Annotated in this window: 16 protein-coding genes and 1 pseudogene; 10 read left to right on the forward strand and 7 right to left on the reverse strand. The window is 70.7% G+C overall.

The window, feature by feature from the left end; genetic code table 11:
* The first annotated feature begins 215 nt into the window (after positions 1–215).
* Complete coding sequence (locus IEZ19_RS45140; RefSeq protein WP_189317206.1) at positions 216–1,082, forward strand: biotin--[acetyl-CoA-carboxylase] ligase; 867 nt, start codon at positions 216–218, stop codon at positions 1,080–1,082.
* A 186-nt stretch (positions 1,083–1,268) separates the two neighbouring features.
* Positions 1,269–2,420: an adenylate/guanylate cyclase domain-containing protein gene (locus tag IEZ19_RS45145; RefSeq protein WP_189317207.1), complete on the forward strand. Its 1,152-nt coding sequence runs from the start codon at positions 1,269–1,271 to the stop codon at positions 2,418–2,420.
* Between the two features lie 8 nt (positions 2,421–2,428).
* On the opposite strand, the gene IEZ19_RS45150 is transcribed toward IEZ19_RS45145, so the two are convergent.
* Positions 2,429–2,932 carry a hypothetical protein gene (locus IEZ19_RS45150; protein WP_229841581.1) on the reverse strand — a complete coding sequence of 168 codons (504 nt, stop codon included), beginning with the start codon at positions 2,930–2,932 and terminating at the stop codon, positions 2,429–2,431.
* Between the two features lie 790 nt (positions 2,933–3,722).
* On the opposite strand from IEZ19_RS45150, the gene IEZ19_RS45155 reads away from it, so the two are divergent.
* From IEZ19_RS45155 to hutH, 3 genes are all read left to right on the forward strand, one after another.
* Positions 3,723–4,517, forward strand: coding sequence for an enoyl-CoA hydratase/isomerase family protein (locus tag IEZ19_RS45155; protein ID WP_189317209.1), 795 nt, complete (start codon positions 3,723–3,725; stop codon positions 4,515–4,517).
* An 83-nt stretch (positions 4,518–4,600) separates the two neighbouring features.
* Positions 4,601–5,746, forward strand: coding sequence for a GGDEF domain-containing protein (locus IEZ19_RS45160; RefSeq protein ID WP_189317210.1), 1,146 nt, complete (start codon positions 4,601–4,603; stop codon positions 5,744–5,746).
* A gap of 81 nt (positions 5,747–5,827) precedes the next feature.
* On the forward strand, positions 5,828–7,396 hold the full coding sequence (gene hutH, locus IEZ19_RS45165) for a histidine ammonia-lyase (RefSeq protein ID WP_189317220.1): 1,569 nt from the start codon (positions 5,828–5,830) through the stop codon (positions 7,394–7,396).
* A gap of 92 nt (positions 7,397–7,488) precedes the next feature.
* Here hutH and IEZ19_RS45170 read toward each other — a convergent pair whose 3' ends face one another.
* Entirely contained in the window at positions 7,489–7,809 is a 321-nt protein-coding gene (locus IEZ19_RS45170) for an LPXTG cell wall anchor domain-containing protein (RefSeq protein WP_189317211.1), read from the reverse strand.
* 109 nt (positions 7,810–7,918) lie between these two features.
* On the opposite strand from IEZ19_RS45170, the gene IEZ19_RS45175 reads away from it, so the two are divergent.
* Both IEZ19_RS45175 and IEZ19_RS45180 read left to right on the forward strand, forming a co-directional pair.
* On the forward strand, positions 7,919–8,260 hold the full coding sequence (locus tag IEZ19_RS45175) for a hypothetical protein (protein ID WP_189317212.1): 342 nt from the start codon (positions 7,919–7,921) through the stop codon (positions 8,258–8,260).
* A 221-nt stretch (positions 8,261–8,481) separates the two neighbouring features.
* On the forward strand, positions 8,482–9,732 hold the full coding sequence (locus tag IEZ19_RS45180; RefSeq protein WP_189317213.1) for a L,D-transpeptidase: 1,251 nt from the start codon (positions 8,482–8,484) through the stop codon (positions 9,730–9,732).
* A 386-nt stretch (positions 9,733–10,118) separates the two neighbouring features.
* On the opposite strand, the gene IEZ19_RS45185 is transcribed toward IEZ19_RS45180, so the two are convergent.
* The 4 genes from IEZ19_RS45185 to IEZ19_RS45200 form a co-directional block, all read right to left on the reverse strand.
* Positions 10,119–13,454, reverse strand: a complete 3,336-nt coding sequence (locus tag IEZ19_RS45185) for a S8 family peptidase (protein WP_373297155.1) — start codon at positions 13,452–13,454, stop codon at positions 10,119–10,121.
* Between the two features lie 221 nt (positions 13,455–13,675).
* Positions 13,676–14,353: an ABC transporter ATP-binding protein gene (locus IEZ19_RS45190; RefSeq protein ID WP_189317214.1), complete on the reverse strand. Its 678-nt coding sequence runs from the start codon at positions 14,351–14,353 to the stop codon at positions 13,676–13,678.
* Positions 14,354–14,411: 58 nt separating this feature from the next.
* On the reverse strand, positions 14,412–15,875 hold the full coding sequence (locus tag IEZ19_RS45195) for an ABC transporter permease (protein ID WP_189317215.1): 1,464 nt from the start codon (positions 15,873–15,875) through the stop codon (positions 14,412–14,414).
* A 118-nt stretch (positions 15,876–15,993) separates the two neighbouring features.
* A complete protein-coding gene (locus IEZ19_RS45200; protein WP_189317216.1) occupies positions 15,994–16,887 on the reverse strand; it encodes a helix-turn-helix domain-containing protein in 894 nt (297 codons plus the stop codon).
* A gap of 170 nt (positions 16,888–17,057) precedes the next feature.
* Between IEZ19_RS45200 and IEZ19_RS45205 the strand changes: the two genes are divergently transcribed.
* The 3 genes from IEZ19_RS45205 (at position 17,058) to IEZ19_RS45215 (ending at position 19,487) form a co-directional block, all read left to right on the forward strand.
* On the forward strand, positions 17,058–18,098 hold the full coding sequence (locus tag IEZ19_RS45205; RefSeq protein WP_189317217.1) for an NAD(P)-dependent alcohol dehydrogenase: 1,041 nt from the start codon (positions 17,058–17,060) through the stop codon (positions 18,096–18,098).
* 138 nt (positions 18,099–18,236) lie between these two features.
* Positions 18,237–18,620 carry a VOC family protein gene (locus IEZ19_RS45210; RefSeq protein WP_189317218.1) on the forward strand — a complete coding sequence of 128 codons (384 nt, stop codon included), beginning with the start codon at positions 18,237–18,239 and terminating at the stop codon, positions 18,618–18,620.
* 90 nt (positions 18,621–18,710) lie between these two features.
* Positions 18,711–19,487, forward strand: a complete 777-nt coding sequence (locus IEZ19_RS45215; RefSeq protein WP_189317219.1) for an SDR family oxidoreductase — start codon at positions 18,711–18,713, stop codon at positions 19,485–19,487.
* 560 nt (positions 19,488–20,047) lie between these two features.
* Here the strand turns inward: IEZ19_RS45215 and IEZ19_RS45220 are convergent.
* A pseudogene (locus IEZ19_RS45220) lies at positions 20,048–20,445 on the reverse strand (phosphoesterase); the annotation flags it as partial.

Raw genomic sequence — 20,445 nt, forward strand, 5'->3', positions numbered from 1 at the left:
TGCCGAGCCGGCGTGCGTCGCCTCCTGGATACGGCGCTGGAGATCCGCGAGCTTCCCAGCGGTCGTATGAATGTCGATCTCGTGACGCTCTTCCGGCTCGGACATCGGGATGCGGCTCCCTGCCTGCTCAAAAGGGGGGACGGTTACTCATCCGTAGCGTAATGGGGTGCCTGCCAGTCGGCAGTGCGGCGTTTCACACACCTAGGGTGGCTTGCATGACGCCGCGCGATGCCTCTGAGCCGAACAGTAATCGATGGTCCGACCTGGACCGCCCGCCTCTCGGCGCCGCCTCGCTGCGGCGGGGGCTGGTGCGGGAAGGCGGGCTGTGGTCCGAGGTGGAGGTGGTGCAGCGCACGGGCTCCACCAACAGTGACCTCGTCAGCCGGGCGGCGGACGGCCGGGCGGGCGAGGGTGCGGTGCTCGTGGCCGAGGAGCAGACGGCGGGGCGGGGCCGCCTCGACCGCCAGTGGACGGCACCGCCGCGCTCCGGCCTGTTCTTCTCGGTGCTGCTCACCCCGACGGAGGTCCCGGTGGCCCGCTGGGGCTGGCTGCCGCTGCTCACCGGCGTGGCCGTGGCGACCGGTCTGTCGCGGGCCGCGGGCGTCGATACGGCGCTCAAGTGGCCCAACGACGTCCTGGTGACCGTCGGCGGGGAGGAGCGCAAGGCCGGCGGGATCCTCGCGGAGCGGGCCGGGGACGACGGGGTCGTGATCGGAGTCGGCATCAACGTCTCGCTCCGCGCGGACGAACTCCCGGTACCGCAGGCGGGTTCGCTGGCGCTGGCGGGAGCGGTGACGACGGACCGGGATCCGCTGCTGCGGGCGATGCTGCGGTCGCTCGAGGAGTGGTACGACCGCTGGCGCTCCGCCGGCGGCGACCCGGCTGTGAGCGGACTCCAGGAGACGTACGCGGCGGGCTGCGCGACGCTGGGGCGTGTCGTGCGGGCGGAACTTCCGGGAGACCGGGCGATCACGGGGGAGGCGGTGGCGATCGACGGCGACGGCCGTTTGATCCTGGCCACGGAGAACGGAGTCCAGGAACCGGTGGGCGCGGGAGACATCGTGCACTTGCGACCTGCGTGAGCGGTGAGCGGCGTTGGGCCGGGCGGGGTGCGCTTTCGCTCGGCCGCGCTTGCGGGGTGCCGCTGTGGTCTGGACCGGTGACGGGAGTGGACCTCGGCGGAACCCGACGGAGTGAGCTGGCGCACACCTGCCGTAGAGTTGAGGCCGGTCGATACGTGACCGCGGCAGATCGGAAGGGCAGCAGGCGTGACCGTCGACGACACGGGCTCCGGCGCGGGCGCGGACGGCCGGGTGGACCCTCCTCTCTCGAACTCACTCGAGCAGGGGGACTCCCACGCCGCCGACTCCGTCGAGGAAGACCCGCTCGCCCTGCGCCTGGAGACCCTGATCCTGGGCGCCGAGCGGCGCTACACCCCGTTTCAGGCCGCTCGCAGTGCCGGTGTCTCCATGGAGCTGGCGTCCCGCTTCTGGCGGGCGATGGGCTTCGCCGACATCGGGCAGGCCAAGGCGCTCACGGAGGCCGACGTACTGGCCCTGCGGCGCCTGGCCGGTCTGGTCGAGGCGGGCCTGCTGAGCGAGGCCATGGCGGTGCAGGTGGCCCGGTCCACGGGGCAGACCACCGCCCGTCTGGCCGAGTGGCAGATCGACTCCTTCCTGGAGGGCCTGACCGAGCCTCCCGAGCCGGGCATGACGCGCACCGAGGTGACGTATCCCCTGGTCGAGCTGCTGCTGCCCGAGCTGGAGGAGTTCCTCGTCTACGTCTGGCGCCGTCAGCTCGCCGCCGCGACCGGCCGGGTCGTGCAGGCCGGGGACGACGAGGAGATGGTCGACCGGCGGCTCGCGGTCGCCTTCGCGGATCTCGTCGGCTTCACCCGGCTGACCCGCCGTATGGAGGAGGAGGAGCTCGGCGAACTCGTCGAGGCCTTCGAGACGACCGCCGCCGACCTGGTGGCCGCGCGGGGCGGCCGGCTCATCAAGACCCTGGGCGACGAGGTGCTCTACGCCGCCGACGACGCCGGTACGGCCGCGGAGATCGCCCTGCGCCTGATCGAGACGATGGCGCACGACGAGACGATGCCTGAGCTGCGCGTCGGCATGGCCTTCGGCACGGTGACCACCCGGATGGGCGACGTGTTCGGTACGACGGTGAACCTCGCGTCGCGACTGACGTCGATAGCGCCGCGCGACTCCGTGCTCGTCGACAGCGCCTTCGCCGAGGACCTGATCCGCACGGGTGAGGCACCCGCCTCGGAGGCGGAGGCCGCGGCCGCCGCGGAGAAGGAGGGCGAGGAACCGCCGACGTACCGCTTCGCGCTCCAGCCGATGTGGCAGCGCCCGGTCCGCGGACTCGGCGTCGTCGAACCGTGGCTGCTCACCCGGCGCGACAGCGAGTCCTGACACCTTGGTCAGGGGTGCTGCCCGGCCCCGAAAAGGTCCACGCACAAGCCGATGACCGGCAGGCACAGCCCCCCGGGAGGGGCCGGCTGCGGGCTGCTGGTGCTCTGGCTGGGTGTCGGGGCAGGGCGTGGCGCGGAGGACTGAGTGGCCGGGGGCGCGGGGGCGCCGGTCGTCGCCGGGACGGTGGGGGAGGCCGAGGAATCACCCGGTACGGCAGCCGCCGGGTCCGAGCCGGTGGCCGCGGGCGTCGGCGGGGTCGTGAGCGGCCGTGCACTCGTCGCGCCCGGGGTCGGGGTGGCGCTGACGCCGCCCATCGCCGAGGTCGTGGTGGGGCGGGCCGTCGGAACGCCGGCGGCCGTGGCGGCGGTATGCGTGGAGCGGTCGGTGGCACCGCCCGTGTCCAGCCGGGGCTCCGCCTCCGCGGTGCCGGGAGAACCGACCCCCGACTCGGGCGCGACGCGTACGAGGCTGAGCACCCCGGCGGCCAGCGCCAGCCCCCCGGCAGCGAGCATCACCTTCCGGTGCCGAGGCTTGCGATGCCGCCCACGCCGAGCGAGGCCTTGCTCGGCTTCGGCTTCGGCACCGGGGTTCGCGCGCGAAGTTCCCGAGGTGGCGGGACGGGCGCCCGTGGGAGCGGTGTCCTTGGCCGATTCCGTGGACGTGGCTTTCGGGCGGGCAACCCCCGTCTTCGTGCGGGCAGCCCCTGTCTTCGGACGTGCGCCCGCGTTGGAGGCGGCCGCTCGTGAGTCCGTGCTCGGTGCATCGGGCCGGCGGCCGTCAGGGCGTTCCGTGCCCTCGCCGGCGTCGGCACGCGAGGCACCTGACTGTGCGCCCGAGCCCTCCGTACCCGTGAGAGATCCCGCCCCCGCCCCCGTCTCCGCGCGCGCCCCCGCCGAACCCGGCCCGCCGGTGGCCCGCGGACCGGCGCCCGAACGCGAACCTGAACTCGCCCCAGAATGCGAGCCCGAACTCGCTCCCGAAGCCGAGCCCGAACCCCCGCCGCCCCCCGCGTTCGCGCGCCTCCCGGCGGCGAAGCCCGCACGTCCACCAGGACTCGAACCGCCGCCCGACCCCGCACCCGTACGCTTCTCCGTCATCGCGATCCCTCCCCGGATCCCGCCCGCCGCGCGCCCCCCGAATGCGCCGTGGTGGAGCGCACGCTAGGCGCATTCGTGTGCCAACGGGCCGGGGTCGGGCGAAATGTCACTCGAACGGGGAGTGCCGGGATGCCACTTTCCCCAGCAGGGCTTGACTGCGATGATCGGGACGACAGAAGTTAACCCACGTTAACCGGAGGGTGTCATGAGCGAGGAGCGGTTCGGGGAGTTCGTGCTGGTACGGCGGCACGGTCACGTCGCTGAGCTGGTGCTGGACCGGCCCAAGGCCATGAACGCCGTCTCCACCGGGATGGCCCGCTCCATCGGCGGCGCGTGCGCAGCGCTGGGCGCCGACCGCGACGTACGGGTCGTCGTGCTGACCTCCTCGCACGAACGGGCGTTCTGTGTGGGCGCCGACCTCAAGGAGCGCAACTCCTTCAGCGACGCCGAACTGGTCCGGCAGCGCCCGGTCGCGCGCGGGGCCTACACCGGCGTACTGGAGCTCCCGATGCCGACGATCGCCGCCGTGCACGGCTACGCGCTGGGCGGCGGTTTCGAGCTGGCGCTGTCCTGCGATCTGATCGTGGCCGACCGTACGGCCGTCGTCGGTCTGCCCGAGGTGTCCGTGGGTGTGATCCCGGGCGGCGGCGGTACGCAGCTGCTGCCGCGGCGGGTCGGCGCGGCGCGGGCGGCCGAGCTGATCTTCTCGGCGCGGCGGCTGGAGGCGGCCGAGGCGCGTGAGCTGGGGCTGGTGGACCAGCTGGTCGAGGAGGGCGCCGACCGTACGGAGGCCCTCGCGCTCGCCGGTCGTATCGCCGCCAACTCGCCGGTCGGCCTGCGCGCCGCCAAGCGGGCGCTGCGGCTCGGGCACGGCCTCGATCTGCGGGCCGGTCTCGAGGTCGAGGACGCCGCGTGGCGCTCGGTCGCCTTCTCGGGCGACCGAGCCGAGGGCGTGGCGGCATTCAACGAGAAGCGGAAGCCGGAGTGGCCCGGGGAGTGAAGTGGGCGGTGCCGACGTCCGTCGGCCCACCTGTTCGCCGTACCAATGTCCCGTTTCAACCAAAACGTCCTTAACCTGGAGTGATGGGTGAGGACAACCGGCTCGCGGCGGTCGTGGCGCTGGCGCAGGGGATGGCGGCGGCGCACACCCCGCCCGAGTCGTGGCGGGCCGCCGCGCTGGGAGCGTGCCGGGCGCTGGACGGCAGTTTCGCCGCGCTGTCGGTGTGGGAGCGGGAGCTGGGGCGGCTCAGGGTCCTCGTGAACGTGGGGGAGCGGGCGCCGGACGAGGAGGAGTTCCCGGACGGCGAGGCCTATCCCGTCCACCAGTTCCCCGAGATCACCGAGTTCCTGCACGAGCGCTGGGCGGGCGGCGGCGGTCCCAACGCCTGGGTCGAGACCGCCGAGGGCCCTACCGCGGGCACCCCCGGTTACTTCCATCAGCGCGTCGCCGCTTTGCGTCGCCGCGGCCGGGGCTCCTGCGTGGTCGCCCCCATCGTGCTGCACGGCCGTGCCTGGGGTGAGCTGTATGTCGCGCGCCCGGTCGGTGCCCCGGTCTTCGGCCGGGCCGACGCCGACTTCGCCACCGTCCTGGCGGCCGTCGTCGCCGCCGGGATCGCGCAGACCGAACGGCTGGAGGAGGCCAGACGGCTGGCGTACACCGACTCCCTGACCGGGCTCGCCAACCGCCGCGCCGTCGACGCGCACCTCGACGAGGCCATCGACCGGCACCGCAGGGAGGGCGTCGTGGTCAGCCTCGTGGTCTGCGACGTCAACGGGCTCAAGCGGGTCAACGACAGCCAGGGGCACGCCGTCGGCGACCGCCTCCTCGAACGCTTCGGTTCCGTGCTCTCGCTGTGCGGCGCGATGCTGCCGGGGGCGCTGGCGGCGCGGCTCGGCGGCGACGAGTTCTGTCTGCTCGCGGTCGGGCCCCCGGCCGACGACGTGGCCAAGGCGGCGGACGAACTGTGCCGTCGCGCCGCGGAGCTGGAGCTGGGTGACGGGGTCGCCTGCGGGGTCGCCTCCACCGAGGACCCCATCGGGCCGGTGCGCTCGGCCCGCCGGCTGTTCCGGCTGGCCGACGCGGCCCAGTACCGCGCCAAGGCGATGCGCGCGGACCGGCCGGTCGTCGCGGGGCGCGCGGGCCCCGACGACCCGGTGATCCGGCTCGCGGACGAGCCCTCCCCGAGCGCACCGGCGGAGCGGCGCCGCTTCCGTGGGCGGCGGCCGTGACCGCCGAGCTGCGGTAAGGGGCAGACCCCGATCCCACTAGTGACACCACCGCATTCAATGCGTACGCTCCTGAATATGGATATGCACACTGTGGTGGTGGGGACGTCGGGTGTCACCGAGTCCGACGTGCTCGCCGTGGCGCGCAGCGGCGCCCGCGTCGAGCTCTCGGCCGAGGCGGTGGCCGCCCTCGCGGCGGCCCGCGAGATCGTGGACGCGCTGGCGGCCAAGCCGGATCCGGTCTACGGCGTCAGCACCGGCTTCGGCGCCCTGGCGACCCGGCACATCAGCCAGGAACTGCGCGCCCAGCTGCAGCGCAACATCGTCCGCTCGCACGCCGCCGGCATGGGACCGCGCGTCGAGCGGGAAGTCGTACGCGCCCTGATGTTCCTGCGCCTCAAGACCGTCTGTTCCGGGCACACGGGGGTGCGGCCCGAGGTCGCGCAGACCATGGCCGATGTGCTGAACGCCGGGATCACCCCGGTCGTGCACGAGTACGGCTCGCTCGGCTGCTCCGGCGACCTGGCCCCGCTCTCCCACTGCGCGCTGACCCTGATGGGGGAGGGCGACGCCGAGGGGCCCGACGGGACCGTCCGCCCGGCCGGCGAGCTGCTCGCCGAGCACGGCATCGAGCCGGTCGAGCTGCGCGAGAAGGAGGGTCTCGCCCTGCTCAACGGCACCGACGGCATGCTCGGCATGCTGATCATGGCCCTCGCCGACCTCGACACCCTCTACAAGTCCGCCGACGTCACCGCCGCCCTGTCCCTCGAGGCGCTCCTCGGCACCGACAAGGTGCTCGCGCCCGAGCTGCATGCCATCCGCCCGCACCCCGGCCAGGGTGCCAGCGCCGCCAACATGCTGGCCGTACTGAAGGATTCGCAGCTCACCGGACATCACCAGGACGACGCGCCGCGCGTGCAGGACGCGTACTCGGTGCGCTGCGCCCCGCAGGTCGCCGGGGCCGGCCGGGACACGATCGCGCACGCCCGTCTGGTCGCCGAGCGCGAGCTGGCCTCCGCCGTGGACAACCCGGTAGTGCTCCCTGGGGGCACCTCCCAGGCTTTCGGCTCTGGGGGAGGGCGTGTGGAGTCCAACGGCAACTTCCACGGCGCCCCGGTGGCCTACGTCCTCGACTTCCTCGCCATCGCCGCCGCCGACCTCGGCTCCATCGCCGAGCGCCGTACCGACCGGCTGCTCGACAAGAACCGCAGCCACGGGCTGCCGCCGTTCCTCGCGGACGACGCCGGTGTGGACTCCGGGCTGATGATCGCCCAGTACACGCAGGCCGCCCTGGTCAGCGAGATGAAGCGGCTCGCCGTACCGGCCTCCGCGGACTCCATCCCGTCCTCCGCCATGCAGGAGGACCACGTGTCCATGGGCTGGTCGGCCGCGCGCAAGCTGCGCACCGCCGTCGACAACCTGACCCGGATCATCGCCGTCGAGCTGTACGCCGCCACCCGCGCCGTCGAGTTGCGCGAGGGGCTTACCCCGGCGCCCGCGTCGCGGGCCGTCATCGAGGCCGTACGGGCCGCGGGAGTCAAGGGGCCGGGTCCCGACCGTTTCCTGGCGCCCGACCTCGCCGCCGCCGACGCGTTCGTGCGGGACGGAGCCCTCGTGGCCGCCGTGGAGCAGGTCACCGGGCCGCTGCAGTAGCGGAAAGCGGAAGGGGCTCCGCAATCGGGGTCCCCTTCGCGTCACTTCGGCTCGGCCGCTCGGGCCCGGAGCCGACACACCGTCAACCGGCGTCAGAGCCCCAGACGTTCCCGGCGTACCGAATACACCACGAACCCGGCGCCCACCCCGAGGAGGAGCGTGCCGGCGACGACGTACGGCGTCGTGTCGAAGCTTCCCGTGTCGGCGAGCCGGGTGGTGTCCTCCACCGAGTCCGCGGCGGTCTCCGTCGTGGCCACGGACACGGCTCGGGCCTGCTGGGTGACCTGCGCCGCCGTGGACTGCCCTCTCGACGCCTCGCCCTGGGTCGCGTTGGCGGACGGGACGAACCACAGGGCGGCGAGCAGGGTGCCCGCGGCGGTGGCGGTCAGCAGCGGGCGGCGCACGGATGACACGGAATATCGATCCCCTTGTGACGCTGGCGAATTGGCCGTGTGAGGCGATGTTAGTGAAAATCGCGGGTCACGGGAAAGTCACGGGCGGTTTCGGCCGTACGCTCCGGGCATGAGCACTCCAGAGACATCACGTTTTGTACGCCTTCAGGTGGAGCTCGTCCTCGAGGTCGAGGACGCGGAGGCGGTCACCAAGCGGGCGCTGGACCGCCTCGCGGGTGAGATCGACATGCCCGACGAGGAGCGCGTCCACGCCGAGGCCGCTGTGACGGAAGACACGGCGGAGGCCCTCGCGTATCTCGTGGATCCGTTCGACCTGGTCAGTGAGGTGCCCGGGGTCGAACTCCAGCAGGCCTCCTGGTCGAGCGAGCGGATCGAGTACGACCCCGACTCGCCCGCGTGGGACCTCGACGAGGATGATGACGACGACGAAGAAGAGGACGGCATCGGCTGAGCTTCTTGGGGAAAACGTGACCCCGGGCGGCAACCGCCGTCCGGGGATTCGTCGTCTCAGGGGGCGCACGGACCGACTGCTGCACCACCCTTCCCTCCGCTCGACGTGGGATGCCCCACATCTACGAGGGGTGTGGAACGGGACGAACCGGTCGTAGCGTTGATGATTCAAAACGGGGTTTTCGGGGTTTCGCGGATTCGGCAATGATGGAGAAGCGTGTGATGACGGACAGTAAGCGGCGCAAGGGTCTGATGGCCGCGTCCGCACTGCTCGGTGGTGTCCTGGTGCTCACCGGATGTTCCGGTGCCGACGCCAAGTCCTCTGACAACGGCAACGGAGACACCTCCCAGTCGAAGGTCGACGAGGCGGCCGCCAAGAAGGCGTCCGAGGCCGAGATCACGATCACGCCGAAGGACGGCTCGGACAATGCCTCCATCAACAACTCGGCCGCCGTCACGGTCAACAAGGGCACGCTGACGAGCGTGTCGATGACGACGGCCGACGGCGCCGACGTCCAGGGCCAGCTGTCCGCCGACAAGAAGACCTGGAAGCCCAGCGTCCAGCTGGAGCGCTCCACCACCTACAAGGTCGCTGCCGAGGCCAAGGACGCCAAGGGCCTCGTCGCGCACGAGAACGCGTCCTTCACCACGGTCTCCCCGGCCAACAGCTTCATAGGCAACTTCACGCCCGAGGCCGGCTCGACCGTCGGCGTGGGCATGCCGGTGTCGATCAACTTCAACAAGGCGATCACCAACAAGGCCGCCGTCCAGAAGGGCATCACGGTCACCTCCAGCAGCGGGCAGGAGGTCGTCTGTCACTGGTTCAGCACCCAGCGCATGGACTGCCGCCCGCAGGACTACTGGAAGGAGAACTCGACCGTCACGCTGAAGCTCGCGCTCGACGGCGTCGAGGGGGCGAACGGCGTCTACGGCGTGCAGCAGAAGACGGTCACCTTCCACATCGGCCGCAACCAGGTGTCGTACGTCGACGCGAAGACCAAGCAGCTGAAGGTCACGCAGGACGGCAAGGTCGTCAAGACCATCCCGATCTCCGCCGGTTCGCCCGACAACAAGACCTACCAGGGCCAGATGGTGATGTCCGAGAAGTTCAAGGAGACGCGCATGAACGGCGCGACCGTGGGCTTCACCGATGACGACGGCAAGGGCGAGTACGACATCAAGGACGTGCCGCACGCCATCCGCCTGACGAACTCCGGCACCTTCATCCACGGCAACTACTGGGGCGCCCCCTCGGTCTTCGGCAGCGTGAACACCAGCCATGGCTGCGTGGGCCTGCAGGACAAGAAGGGCGCGAACGACCCCAGCATGCCCGCCGCGTGGTTCTACAACAACTCGATCACCGGTGACGTCGTGGTCATCTCCAACACGGGCGACAAGACGGTGGCCCCGGACAACGGCCTCAACGGCTGGAACATGGACTGGGCGCAGTGGAAGGCGGGTTCGGCGGTCTGACCGTGATCGCCGCGACCTGTACACCTGCGGCTGACTGACACAGAGGCGGCTGCCCCTCGGGGGGGGGCAGCCGCCTCTGTGTTGTCACACCGCGAGCGCGTCGAGGGCGCGGACCGTCTCCGCGTTCCGTTCCTGAGCGGGCCGGTCTGCGGCGTGAGGCCCGTGCCGTGACGCGCGCCGGGAGCCGTCCTACGGGCCGCTCCGTGTCCCTGCTCGTGGAGGTCCCCTCCGGTTGGGCGCCGCCGTCACCGACGAGTCGGGCCGAGGTCCCGCACTCGTCGGCGCGATTGCCTTGCGGTGGGGCGTGGACCAGGGGGCAGACCGTAAGACGGTCTGGTGCGATGTCGCCGCGCGTGCGGCCTGCCCCCGTCCGCCGACTACCCGGACTACTTGGCGTAGTACGCGTTGTAGATCGAGATCGTCGACCTGTTGCCCTTCTTGTCGGCGATCTTGGCGTGGAACGAGACGGCCTTGCCCTTCGCCGGGTTCTTGACGGTGATCTTGCCGCCGCGGACCTGGAGCTTCTTCCAGGTCTGGCCGTAGTCGTACGACACCCACACCGAGAGCGACTTCAGGTTGCGGCCCGCTGCCGCGCCCTCCACGGTGACCGGGAACGTGACCGTCCTACCGGCCTCGACCCGGCTGTCCAGGCCGGTCTTGGCGTTGAAGCGGACCGTGGAGGCCGGGAGCTTGGCCGGGGCGCTGCCGGACGGCTTCTTGGAGCGGAAGGTCCAGCTCGCGTCGATCCGCGTGGACGCCGCCGCGACCTTGACCGACCGGATCACCGAGGTGGTGAGCCTGTACTCGGCGTCACCGGACGGCACCTTGAAGCTCTCCTCGCCGAACAGCGGGTCCTTGTTGGTGCCGACCTCGGTGCCGTTGCGGTAGAGGGTCGTCGTCACCTTCGTGAACACCGAGGAGCCCGCGTGCTTGCTGCTGTCGGCGAACAGCGGGATCACGCCGGAGATCTTGTTGCTCTCGCGGTACAGACCGAAGTCCGCGTTCAGATGCGGGCCGAAGACGGCGGTGTTGAACGTCTTCGAGTAGGTCTGCCCCGCCTTGAACGTCTGCGCCGAACCCAGCGTGTAGTACGCCTCCGAGATCGGGAAGCCGTCCTCGTCGACCCCGCCGTCCTGCTCGAACTCCATCTCCCACATCACGCCGCCCTGCGTGGAAAGATGCAGGGTGCGGGTGCCCGGGAGGGGCTGCGCGACGCCGATCGAGGAGGCGCCGCTGGCGCCGGGCAGCCAGCCGACCGCGCTGACCGAGCCCTTCTTGCCACTCGACGCGGCGCCCAGACGGGCCTTCACCGTGGCGAGTTCGCCCGCCTTGTAGTGCCGGGTGTAGCCGGTGGCGAGCTGCTTGACCCGGGCGCCGGCGGTGGTGTCGTACTGGTCCGTGTCGCCCTTGGTCCAGTGCCCGTCCCACTGCTGGGTGAGGGAACCGTCGGTGATCTGCGGGCCGACGTGGGCCGTGTGGAAGTCGTCGTACGAGTCCAGGAACCAGCCGAAGCCGTACAGGCCGTCGGCCGTCGTCACGTCGTACTCCGTGAAGGCGAACGCCGACTTGGCGGCCGTGTCCGGCACCGTGATGTCCACCGGCTTGGCCTTGCGGGCGTCCAGGGTGACCGTCGTGGCCTTGGCGACCGTCAGCTTCGGCTGCGCGAGCCAGTCGGCGCCCTCGGCCGGGTCCTCCGGGTCCACGAACACCGCGGAGTTGAGGATGTACGTGCCCTTGGGCGCGCGCACCTTCACCGTGCCGGAGGGGTCGTACGGCACGAAGTCACGGCCGTTCGCGGGCCCCGCGACGCCGGTCAGGTCGACGTTGTAGTACGTCGCCGGCTTCCCGTCCCGCCCGATGACATGGAGCGTGACGTCGTACGACTCCACCTCGCGCTGCACCGCGGCGGCCGTGCGGACGGTCCGGCCGCCGCCCGTCGCCGTCACATAGGCGAAGTAGGCGCCGTCGAGGGTGCCGCCCAGCTTGGTGTTCACGGTGAGGTCGACGGAGGCCCTGCCGCCCGCCGGGACGGTCAGCGATGTCGCGCCCAGCGTGAAGAAGCCCGCGGGGGCCTCCTGGCCCTTCGGGCCGGTGGTGGTGGCGGCCAGGGTGAGCGTGACGTCCTTGGCGCCGAGGTTGCGGTACGTCAGCTGCTTGGTGACCGGCTTGTCGTCGGTGTGCGGCCACTGCTGGATGCCGAAGCTCACCGACACCGGGTCGGCGACGACCGACTGCTTGACGGCCTCGTCGACCTGGATACGGCCCGAACCCTGCTGGAACGGGGTGTACTTGCCGCCCTTCGTGGAACCGGTGAGGGCGCCCTTCAGCTCGGCGTAGCCCCAGTCGGGGTGCTCCTGCTTGAGGAGCGCGGCCGCGCCTGCGACGTGCGGGGTCGCCATCGACGTACCGGAGATGGTCAGGTAGCCGGGCGGGTTCTCGCCGACCTCCTGGTCGATGACGCTGCCCGGGGCCGCGGCGGCGGTGATGTCGACGCCGGGCGCGGTGACGTCCGGCTTGATCGCACCGTCGCCGGTGCGCGGGCCGGTCGAGGAGAAGTCGGCCAGAATGTCCTTGTCGTCGACGGCGCCGACGGTGAGCGCGGCATCCGCGCTGCCCGGCGAACCGATCGACTCCGGGCCCTCGTTGCCCGCGGCGATCGCGAACAGAACGCCCTTCTCGGCGGAGAGCTTGTCGACCTCGGCCTCGAGCGGGTCGATCTCCGGAGTGTCGTAGCCGCCGAGGCTCAGGTTGACGACGTCGGCGCCCTGCTGGGCCGCCCACTCCATGCCGGCGAGGATGCTCGAGTCGTCGCCGAAGCCGTCGTCGTCGAGGACCTTGCCGTTGAGGATCCTGGCGTCCGGCGCCACACCCTTGTACTTGCCGCCCGACTTGGCACCCGTACCGGCCGCGATGGACGCGACGTGCGTGCCGTGGCCGAAGTGGTCGGTGGCGTCGGCGGCTCCCGAGAAGTTCTTGGACTCGGTCACCTGGCCCTTCAGATCCGGGTGCGTCGCATCGACACCCGTGTCCAGGACGGCGATCTTCACGCCCTTGCCGGTGTAGCCGGCCGCCCAGGCCTTGGGGGCGCCGATCTGCGGCACGGACTTGTCGAGGCTCGCCCTGCGCACGCCGTCGAGCCAGACGTGCGCGATACCGGAGGCGGCCTCGTCCCCGTCGGTGACCGCGTCCCACAGCTCGGTCGTGTCCCGGGCCGGGGTCTGGACGGCGTCCGCCTCGAGCGACTTGAGGCTGCGGCGCAGGGTGCCCGCGTCGCGTACGTCGGCCTTCGTCGCGGCGGTGGCGCCGCTCTTGTATCCGACGATGACCTTCAGGCCGTGCTTCTGGGACGCGCGGCTGGTGGGCCGGTTCAACTCGGTGATGTCGAACAGCCGTTGATCGAGCTTGCCGGAGGCGACCAGGCGGGCCGCGTCGGCCGGAACGACGAGCGTGTGCCCGGCGGCCTTGCGGACCTGGAAGGGTATGTGTTCGCGCCCCTTCGCCCGCTCCAGGCCGACGACCTGGCCCTTACCGTCCACGGCGACCCGGTCGCCGGTGATCAGGGTGATGCGGTGCTTTACGGTCGGTGTGGTCGTTGCCGAAACGGCGGCCGAGGCACGCTGCTCGGGCTTCGCCGACGCCGGGGTGATCGTTCCCGCGGCGAGGGCGACGGCCGCGGCGGTGGCGACGGTGGCCACGGCCGCGCTCTTCACTTGTCTGCGCAAGACTCCCCCTGGGAGATGGAGTACCGGGCGAATTCCCCGTTCACCCGACCGGGGATGGTCCCGTGCGCATGTGCGTCACCCCCCGGAACTCGGAGTATGCCGGGGGGTGATCAGCGGGCTCAACAGATGAGAGAAGGGTGAGAAAGCGAAACGGGAGATTGTGATCCCGTCGCGGGAACTCCGTTACACGACCGCGAAGTTGAGCGCCGCGTGCGGGGGTGTCAGACGTTCTCCTTGACCGTGATCTTCCCCTTCCGGATCGTCGCGAGACGCGGCGCCTTCTTCGCGATGGCGGAGTCGTGGGTGACCATGATGAAGGTCAACCCGTGTTCCTTCCACATGCGTTCGAGTACGTCCATGATCTCGTCGCGCATGCCCTCGTCGAGGTTGCCGGTGGGTTCGTCCGCGAGCAGCACCTTCGGCTGCTTCACCAGGGCGCGGGCGATGGCGACGCGCTGCTGCTGGCCGCCGGACATCTCGCCGGGGAGATGTCCGAGGCGCTCACCGAGCCCGACCGACTTCAGTGCGTCGGCGGCCCGTTCGCGCCGGTCCTTCGCCTTCACACCGAGCGGAACGAGCGCGGTCTCGACGTTCTCCTGTGCGGTGAGGGTCGGGATGAGGTTGAACGACTGGAAGACGAAGCCGATGTTCTCACTGCGGACCCTGGTCAGCCGGGCCTCGGAGAGCTTGGCCAAGTCGGTTCCGTCGAGGACTACTTCACCCGACGTGGGCCGGTCGAGCCCACCGAGCATCTGGAGCAGCGTGGACTTGCCGCCGCCGGTGGGGCCCTGGATGACCAGACGGTCACCGTCGCCGATGGTGAGGTCGACTCCGTCGAGGGCGTGGACGGTGTCCTTGCCCCGGGTGTAGCGCTTGGTGACGTTTCTGAGTTCGTACATGGTGGATGCAACTCCGGGGATGTGTGAGGGGGGTGGTGGGGGCCACAGCGAGCGTCAGCTACTCGACACGGCGCAGTGCATCGGCCGGCCGCAACCGCGACGCCCGCCACCCGCCGAACGCCCCCGCGATCAGCCCACCGGCCACCGCGAGTCCGACGGCCAGCGCGATCGTCGTCAGGCTCACCGGCGCGGTGAGCGCGACCTCCAGCGATCGGGTCGCCTGCCGAGCGGGACCGCCGAAGCCACCGCCACCGCCGCCGCCCCCGCCACCCGGACCACCGGCGTTCGCCCCGGCCGCCCCGAGTTGCGCCTGCAGCGTCGGGCTGATCGCCGTGACGACGTACGCGCCCGCAAGGCCCAGCGCGATCCCGAGGACACCGCCGACCAGACCGTTGACGACGGCCTCACCGACCACCTGCCGGGTCACCCGCCCCGACCGCCAGCCCAGCGCCTTCAGCGTGCCGAACTCGCGCACCCGCCGGGACACGGCCGACGAGGTGAGCAGGCCGGCGACCAGGAACGCGGCCACGAGGACGGCGATCGACAGCCACTTGCCGACGTTGGTGGCGAGGCTGGACGCCGTGGACAGCGAGCCGGAGACCGTCTTGGCGAGGTCGGCGGAGGTGGTCACCGTCGTACCGGAGACGTTCTTCTGGATGGCGCTCTTGACGGCGTCGATCTGCTGCGAGTCGGTCGCCTTCACATAGATCGTGGTGACCTTGTTCTTCTCGTCGGCCAGGGTCTGCGCCTGCTTGAGCGGGATGTACAGGTTGGCCGCCGAGTCCCCGCTGTCTGCGGTGGCGATGCCGACGATCGCGAACTTGGTGCCCTTGATCGTGACGGTCGAACCGACCTTGTACTTCTTCTCCTTGGCGTACGCCGAGTCGACGACGGCCACCTTGGCGTTCGTCTCGGTGGTCTTGAACGTACGACCGCTGGTGATCTTCGAGGACGTCAGCGGGCCGAGCGTGGACTCGGTGACGTCGGTGCCGTAGACGCTGTACTGGTTGATGTCGAAGTTCGCGCCGCCGCCCCTGACCTCGCCCTGCGGTGCGCCGCTGGGGCCGCCGCGCTGGAACCCGCCGCCGTTGTCGTTCTGCTGGAACTGGCCGCGGGTGAACTGGCCGCTGACCTTGAACACCCGGAGGTTCAGACCGCCGATGGCGCCGGCGACGCCGTCCTGGTCGGCGACCTTGGTGACCGTGGAGGACGCGAGAGTGCTGAAGCCCTGCACCATGACCCGGTCGCTGCTCTGCGTCGAGTCGTCGTGACTGCCCTTGGCGTCGAACTGGAAGCGCGGTCGCTGCGAGCTGCTGCTGTCGGCGCTGGCGGCCTTGGAGACCGTCATGTCCGTACCCAGTCCGTAGAGCGACTGGAGGACCTTTTCCTGGGCCTTCCCCATCCCGTTGGACACGGAGTTGACCACGATGACCAGCGCGATGCCCAGCGCGAGTCCGGAGGCGACGACGAGGGCCGCCTTTCTGCGGCGGCGCAGTTCGCGCCTCAGGTAGGTGAAGAACATGGCCCGCAAGCTAGGGAAGGACCGTGATGACTTGATAAGGCCGTAATAAGAGAAGCATGAGAACGCCGGATTCGGTGTCACTCAGCCCCCGGCTACGGCTGCCTCAGCTCCGGTGACTTCACACGGACGGCACCGCGCGGGACGCGTCCGTGCCCCAACTCGCCAGCAGCCGCAGCGCGTCCGCCGACGCGGACCCCGGTTCCGCGTGGTAGACGAACAGGCTCTGGTCGCCGTCGTCGGCGACCTTGAACGTCTCGTAGTTCAGGGACAGCTCGCCGACCAGCGCGTGGTGCAGGAGCTTGACGCCATGGCTCTTCTCCTTGACGTCGTGCGTCGCCCACAGCCGCCGGAAGTCGGCGCTCTTCACGGACAGCTCCCCGACGAGCGCGGACAGGCGCGGGTCCTCCGGATAGCAGCCGGCGTCCATGCGCAGGGCGCAGACGATGTCGATCGCCTTCTGCTCCCAGTCGACGAAGAGGTCGTGGTAGTCGGGCCGCAGGAACACCAGCCGTGCCCAGTTGCGCTCCGCGACCGGCAGGTCACCCCAGTCACCGAAGACCGCCGCCGCCATCCGGTTCCACGCCAGGATCTCCGAGCGCCGCCCGGTGACGTACGCCGGGACGCCGTCGACCGTGTCGAGGAGCTGCCTCAGCGACCCCCGGACCTGCTGCGTCCGCCCGGACGGCTTCTTCTTGTGCTGCTTCGGCTTGGCGAGGTGGGTCAGATGGGCGTGCTCGGCGTCCGTGAGCCGCAGGGCCCGGGAGATCGAGTCGAGCACCTCCGCGGAGACATTCCGCCCGTTGCCCTGCTCGAGCCGCGTGTAGTACGCCACGGACACCCCGGCCAGCTGCGCCAGCTCCTCGCGGCGCAGTCCGGGCACCCGCCGGTGGCGCCCGAAGTCCGGCAGCCCCACGTCCTCCGGCTTCAGCCGGGCCCGCCTGCTGCGCAGGAACTCGCTCAGCTCGGCACGCCGGTCCAGGGTCCGGCCGGTGGTTTCGGCCTCTATGTCCATACGTCCAGTATTCCTGGTCGTACGCACAGGGGAACCTGACCCCGCCAGTGGTAGGACCGGTGGACGTAGGCAGAAGCGTGGTCTGGGTGGGCTCGGCCGGATACGGCACGCTGGTTCCGTACCCGGTCAGAAGGCAGCCGGGCACAAATCCCCCGCTAGGAGAACCCGGCATGACCACTGTTGCTGCGTACGCCGCGCCCGCCGCGAAGGCACCGCTGGAGCGGACCACGATCGAACGGCGCGCGGTGGGCGAGTTCGACGTCCTGATCGACGTCAAGTTCGCAGGAATCTGTCACTCGGACATCCACCAGGTCCGCGAGGGCTGGGGCAGGGCGAACTTCCCGATGGTGCCCGGTCACGAGATCGCCGGTGTGGTCTCCGAGGTCGGCCCCGGTGTCACCCGGTACGCCGTCGGCGACCGTGTGGGCGTCGGCTGCATGGTCGACTCCTGCCGTGTCTGCGACAACTGCAAGGCGGGCCTCCAGCAGTACTGCACCAACGGCGCCACGATGACCTACAACGGCATCGGCAAGGACGGCGAGCCGACCTACGGCGGCTACTCGCAGAAGATCGTCGTCGACGAGAACTACGTCGTCCGCGTTCCCGACGGCCTGGCGCTCGACGAGGCTGCGCCGCTGCTGTGCGCGGGCATCACGACGTACTCCCCGCTCAACCACTGGAACGCCGGCCCCGGCAAGAAGGTCGCCGTCGTCGGTCTCGGCGGCCTCGGGCACGTGGGCGTCAAGATCGCGCACGCGCTCGGTGCCGAGGTGACGGTGCTGTCGCAGTCCCTGCGCAAGAAGGACGACGGGCTGAAGCTGGGCGCCGACCACTACTACGCGACCGGCGACCCGCAGACCTTCGAGGACCTGAAGGGCACGTTCGACATCATCCTCAACACGGTGTCGGCGCCGCTCGACTTCACCGCGTACCTGTCGCTGCTGCGCACGGACGGCGCGATGGTGAACGTCGGCATCCCCGAGGAGCCGGTCAACATCCTGCTCTCCTCGGTGTTCGGCAACCGCCGCACGCTGAGCAGCTCCAGCATCGGCGGCATCCCGGAGACCCAGGAGATGCTGGACTTCTGCGCCGAGCACGGCCTGGGCGCCGAGATCGAGCTGATCAGCGCCGACCAGATCAACGAGGCGTACGAGCGGGTGCTGGCGAGCGACGTCCGCTACCGGTTCGTGATCGACACGGCGACGATCTGAGCACGGCGCGACAGGGCGGCCCCGGTGGTTTCTACCAGCGGGGCCTTCTGCTGTCGTACGAGAGATTCCCGGTGTGACTTAGCTAAGCCTTACCTAACTTCGTGGCGGAGTATGTTGGATGGGAGGGAGGTTCTCACGATGACCGTGCAGCTGAATCACACCATCGTCGCCGCGCACGACAAACACGCCTCGGCGGAGTTCCTCGCCGGCATCCTCGGGCTGGAACCCAGCCCGGAGTTCGGCCCGTTCGTCCCCGTCGAGATACCGAACGGCGTGACCCTGGACTACATGGAGACGCCAGGGGCCGTCACCCCGCAGCACTACGCCTTCCTTGTCACGGAGGACGACTTCGACGCGATCTTCGGCCGAGTACAGCAGGCCGGGCTGACGTTCTGGGCGGACCCGTTGCACAGCCGTTCCGGCGAGATCAACAGGAACGACGGAGGCCGCGGGGTCTACTTCGACGACCCCGACGGACACAACCTGGAGATCCTCACGCGGCCGTACGGCAGCGGCAGTTGAGCCGGGCTGTCACATTCCCTCGCCGCCGCGGTTCATAGGGGCGGAAGGGGCTCGCGAAGGGCCCCGCACGACGAGGGAGCAGTGACAGCCATGACGACGACAACGTCCCCCATCCTGGTCACCGGTGGTACGGGCACCCTGGGCGGCCACGTCGTCCCGATGCTGCGGGCGGCCGGACAGGACGTACGGATCCTCACCCGGCACGCCCGCCCGCCGGCGGACGGCGTCGAGTACGTGACCGGCGACCTGCTGGCCGACGAGGGCGTAGCGGCGGCGGTGTCCGGTGCGGCGATCGTGCTGCACCTGGCGGGCGGCCCCAAGGGCGACGACGTGGCGACCCGCAACCTGGTCCGGGCGGTGTCGGCGGCAGGTGTACGGCATCTCGTGTACATCTCGGTGATCGGAGCGGACCGCGTCCCGCTGGCGTGGCTGCGCTCGAAGCTGGCGGCGGAGCGGGCCGTGGCGGAGTCGGGCATCGCGTGGACGACGCTGAGGGCGGCCCAGTTCCACGACCTGGCCCTGACGATGGTCGAGAAGCTGACGAAGCTGCCCGTCCTGCCGGTACCGGGTGGCCTGCGTCTGCAGCCGGTGGACGCGCGGGAGGTGGCGGCACGGCTGTCGGAACTGGCGCTGGGTGAACCGTCGGGCCTCGTCCCGGACTTGGCGGGCCCGAAGCTCTACGACATCGCGGCCCTGGCCGCCCCCTACCTCCGCCTGCGCGGCCGCCGAAACCGCCCGGCACTTCCGCTGCGCATCCCGGGAAAGGCGGGCCGGGCATACCGGGCGGGGGCGAACCTGACCCTGGACGACGGAGCGGACCTGGGAAAGCGAACGTGGGAGGACTTCCTGACGGAACGACTGGGCTGACGGCGGGAGACCCGCCTACCGCTCACCCGTGACGCCGCGACGATGTCCGTCACCACGGTGTGCACCCGGTCGCCGGACTCCTTGACGTACGTTTCGTAGACGCCGGCCTCGCGCCGAACGGCAGTGCGAGGGAGGCGAAGGAAGCGATCGTCGCTGCCCCCGCCCGGTGCCACGCGCCACCGGCCACCACGGTGGCGGCTGCCGCCGCGGCCGGCATGACGGGGACCCCTGCCCACATGCCATAGGGGTACTGGCCGAGGGCACCGCCGGCCACGCCCACCACCGGGACGAGCACGGCCCACTTGAGGCTGTTGAGCGTGTGGCGCCGCGGACGAGGCGCCCGGCACCGGCGCGAGTTGAAGCGTCTCCGGCTGCGTCTCGTACGGTCCCGTCCGCCGTTCACTCCCGCCCGCGTCGGCGGAACCCGAATATCGGCCCCCCACGCCGGCCGACACCCGTCCCCCCCGCACCCCTGTGGAAAACGCAGATGGCCCCTGACCGGCGGATGCCGGCCGGGGGCCATCTGACGACGGTCAGGCTATGCCGACCGGCCTACTGCGTCAGTCGTTCTCGGAGGACGGGAGGTAGGCGCCGGGGACGTCCTTGGGCGCGTAGATCTTCTTGTCACCCGGGTAGGGCTTGGAGAAGTTGTAGGTCTGGTACCAGGTGAAGCGGTCCATCTGGGCCGGGTTGGCGGCGTCCGGCTTGGCGTTCGGGCCGGTGAAGTGCTGCTTGGAGGCCCAGTTCTTCCACTCGTCCGCCACCGGCTGCTGCGCTGCCGGGACGGCCGTCGTCGTGGGCGCGGCCGCCGCTGCCTTGTTCTGCGGGGCCGGGGTGTCCGTACCGCAGGTGGGCTCCGGGCTCACGCCGAGGGTCAGCGAGGTCCGGTTGGGCACGACGGTGAACGGCGTGTTGTCCGGCTTGTCCGTGAACGCAGTGGCCATCGGGGTGGCCGCGG

This window comes from Streptomyces brasiliensis (genome assembly GCF_014647875.1).
GTDB lineage: Bacteria > Actinomycetota > Actinomycetes > Streptomycetales > Streptomycetaceae > Streptomyces > Streptomyces brasiliensis.

What these genes read in the sequence shown, in the direction of transcription:
- IEZ19_RS45180 (WP_189317213.1), top strand. Translation starts at nt 8,482, where the DNA reads ATGACGGACAGTAAGCGGCGCAAGGGTCTGATGGCCGCGTCCGCACTG.
- IEZ19_RS45190 (WP_189317214.1), bottom strand. Translation starts at nt 14,353, where the DNA reads ATGTACGAACTCAGAAACGTCACCAAGCGCTACACCCGGGGCAAGGAC.
- IEZ19_RS45160 (WP_189317210.1), top strand. Translation starts at nt 4,601, where the DNA reads ATGGGTGAGGACAACCGGCTCGCGGCGGTCGTGGCGCTGGCGCAGGGG.
- IEZ19_RS45155 (WP_189317209.1), top strand. Translation starts at nt 3,723, where the DNA reads ATGAGCGAGGAGCGGTTCGGGGAGTTCGTGCTGGTACGGCGGCACGGT.
- IEZ19_RS45195 (WP_189317215.1), bottom strand. Translation starts at nt 15,875, where the DNA reads ATGTTCTTCACCTACCTGAGGCGCGAACTGCGCCGCCGCAGAAAGGCG.
- IEZ19_RS45210 (WP_189317218.1), top strand. Translation starts at nt 18,237, where the DNA reads ATGACCGTGCAGCTGAATCACACCATCGTCGCCGCGCACGACAAACAC.
- IEZ19_RS45140 (WP_189317206.1), top strand. Translation starts at nt 216, where the DNA reads ATGACGCCGCGCGATGCCTCTGAGCCGAACAGTAATCGATGGTCCGAC.
- IEZ19_RS45215 (WP_189317219.1), top strand. Translation starts at nt 18,711, where the DNA reads ATGACGACGACAACGTCCCCCATCCTGGTCACCGGTGGTACGGGCACC.
- IEZ19_RS45150 (WP_229841581.1), bottom strand. Translation starts at nt 2,932, where the DNA reads ATGCTCGCTGCCGGGGGGCTGGCGCTGGCCGCCGGGGTGCTCAGCCTC.
- IEZ19_RS45205 (WP_189317217.1), top strand. Translation starts at nt 17,058, where the DNA reads ATGACCACTGTTGCTGCGTACGCCGCGCCCGCCGCGAAGGCACCGCTG.
- IEZ19_RS45175 (WP_189317212.1), top strand. Translation starts at nt 7,919, where the DNA reads ATGAGCACTCCAGAGACATCACGTTTTGTACGCCTTCAGGTGGAGCTC.
- IEZ19_RS45200 (WP_189317216.1), bottom strand. Translation starts at nt 16,887, where the DNA reads ATGGACATAGAGGCCGAAACCACCGGCCGGACCCTGGACCGGCGTGCC.
- hutH (WP_189317220.1), top strand. Translation starts at nt 5,828, where the DNA reads ATGCACACTGTGGTGGTGGGGACGTCGGGTGTCACCGAGTCCGACGTG.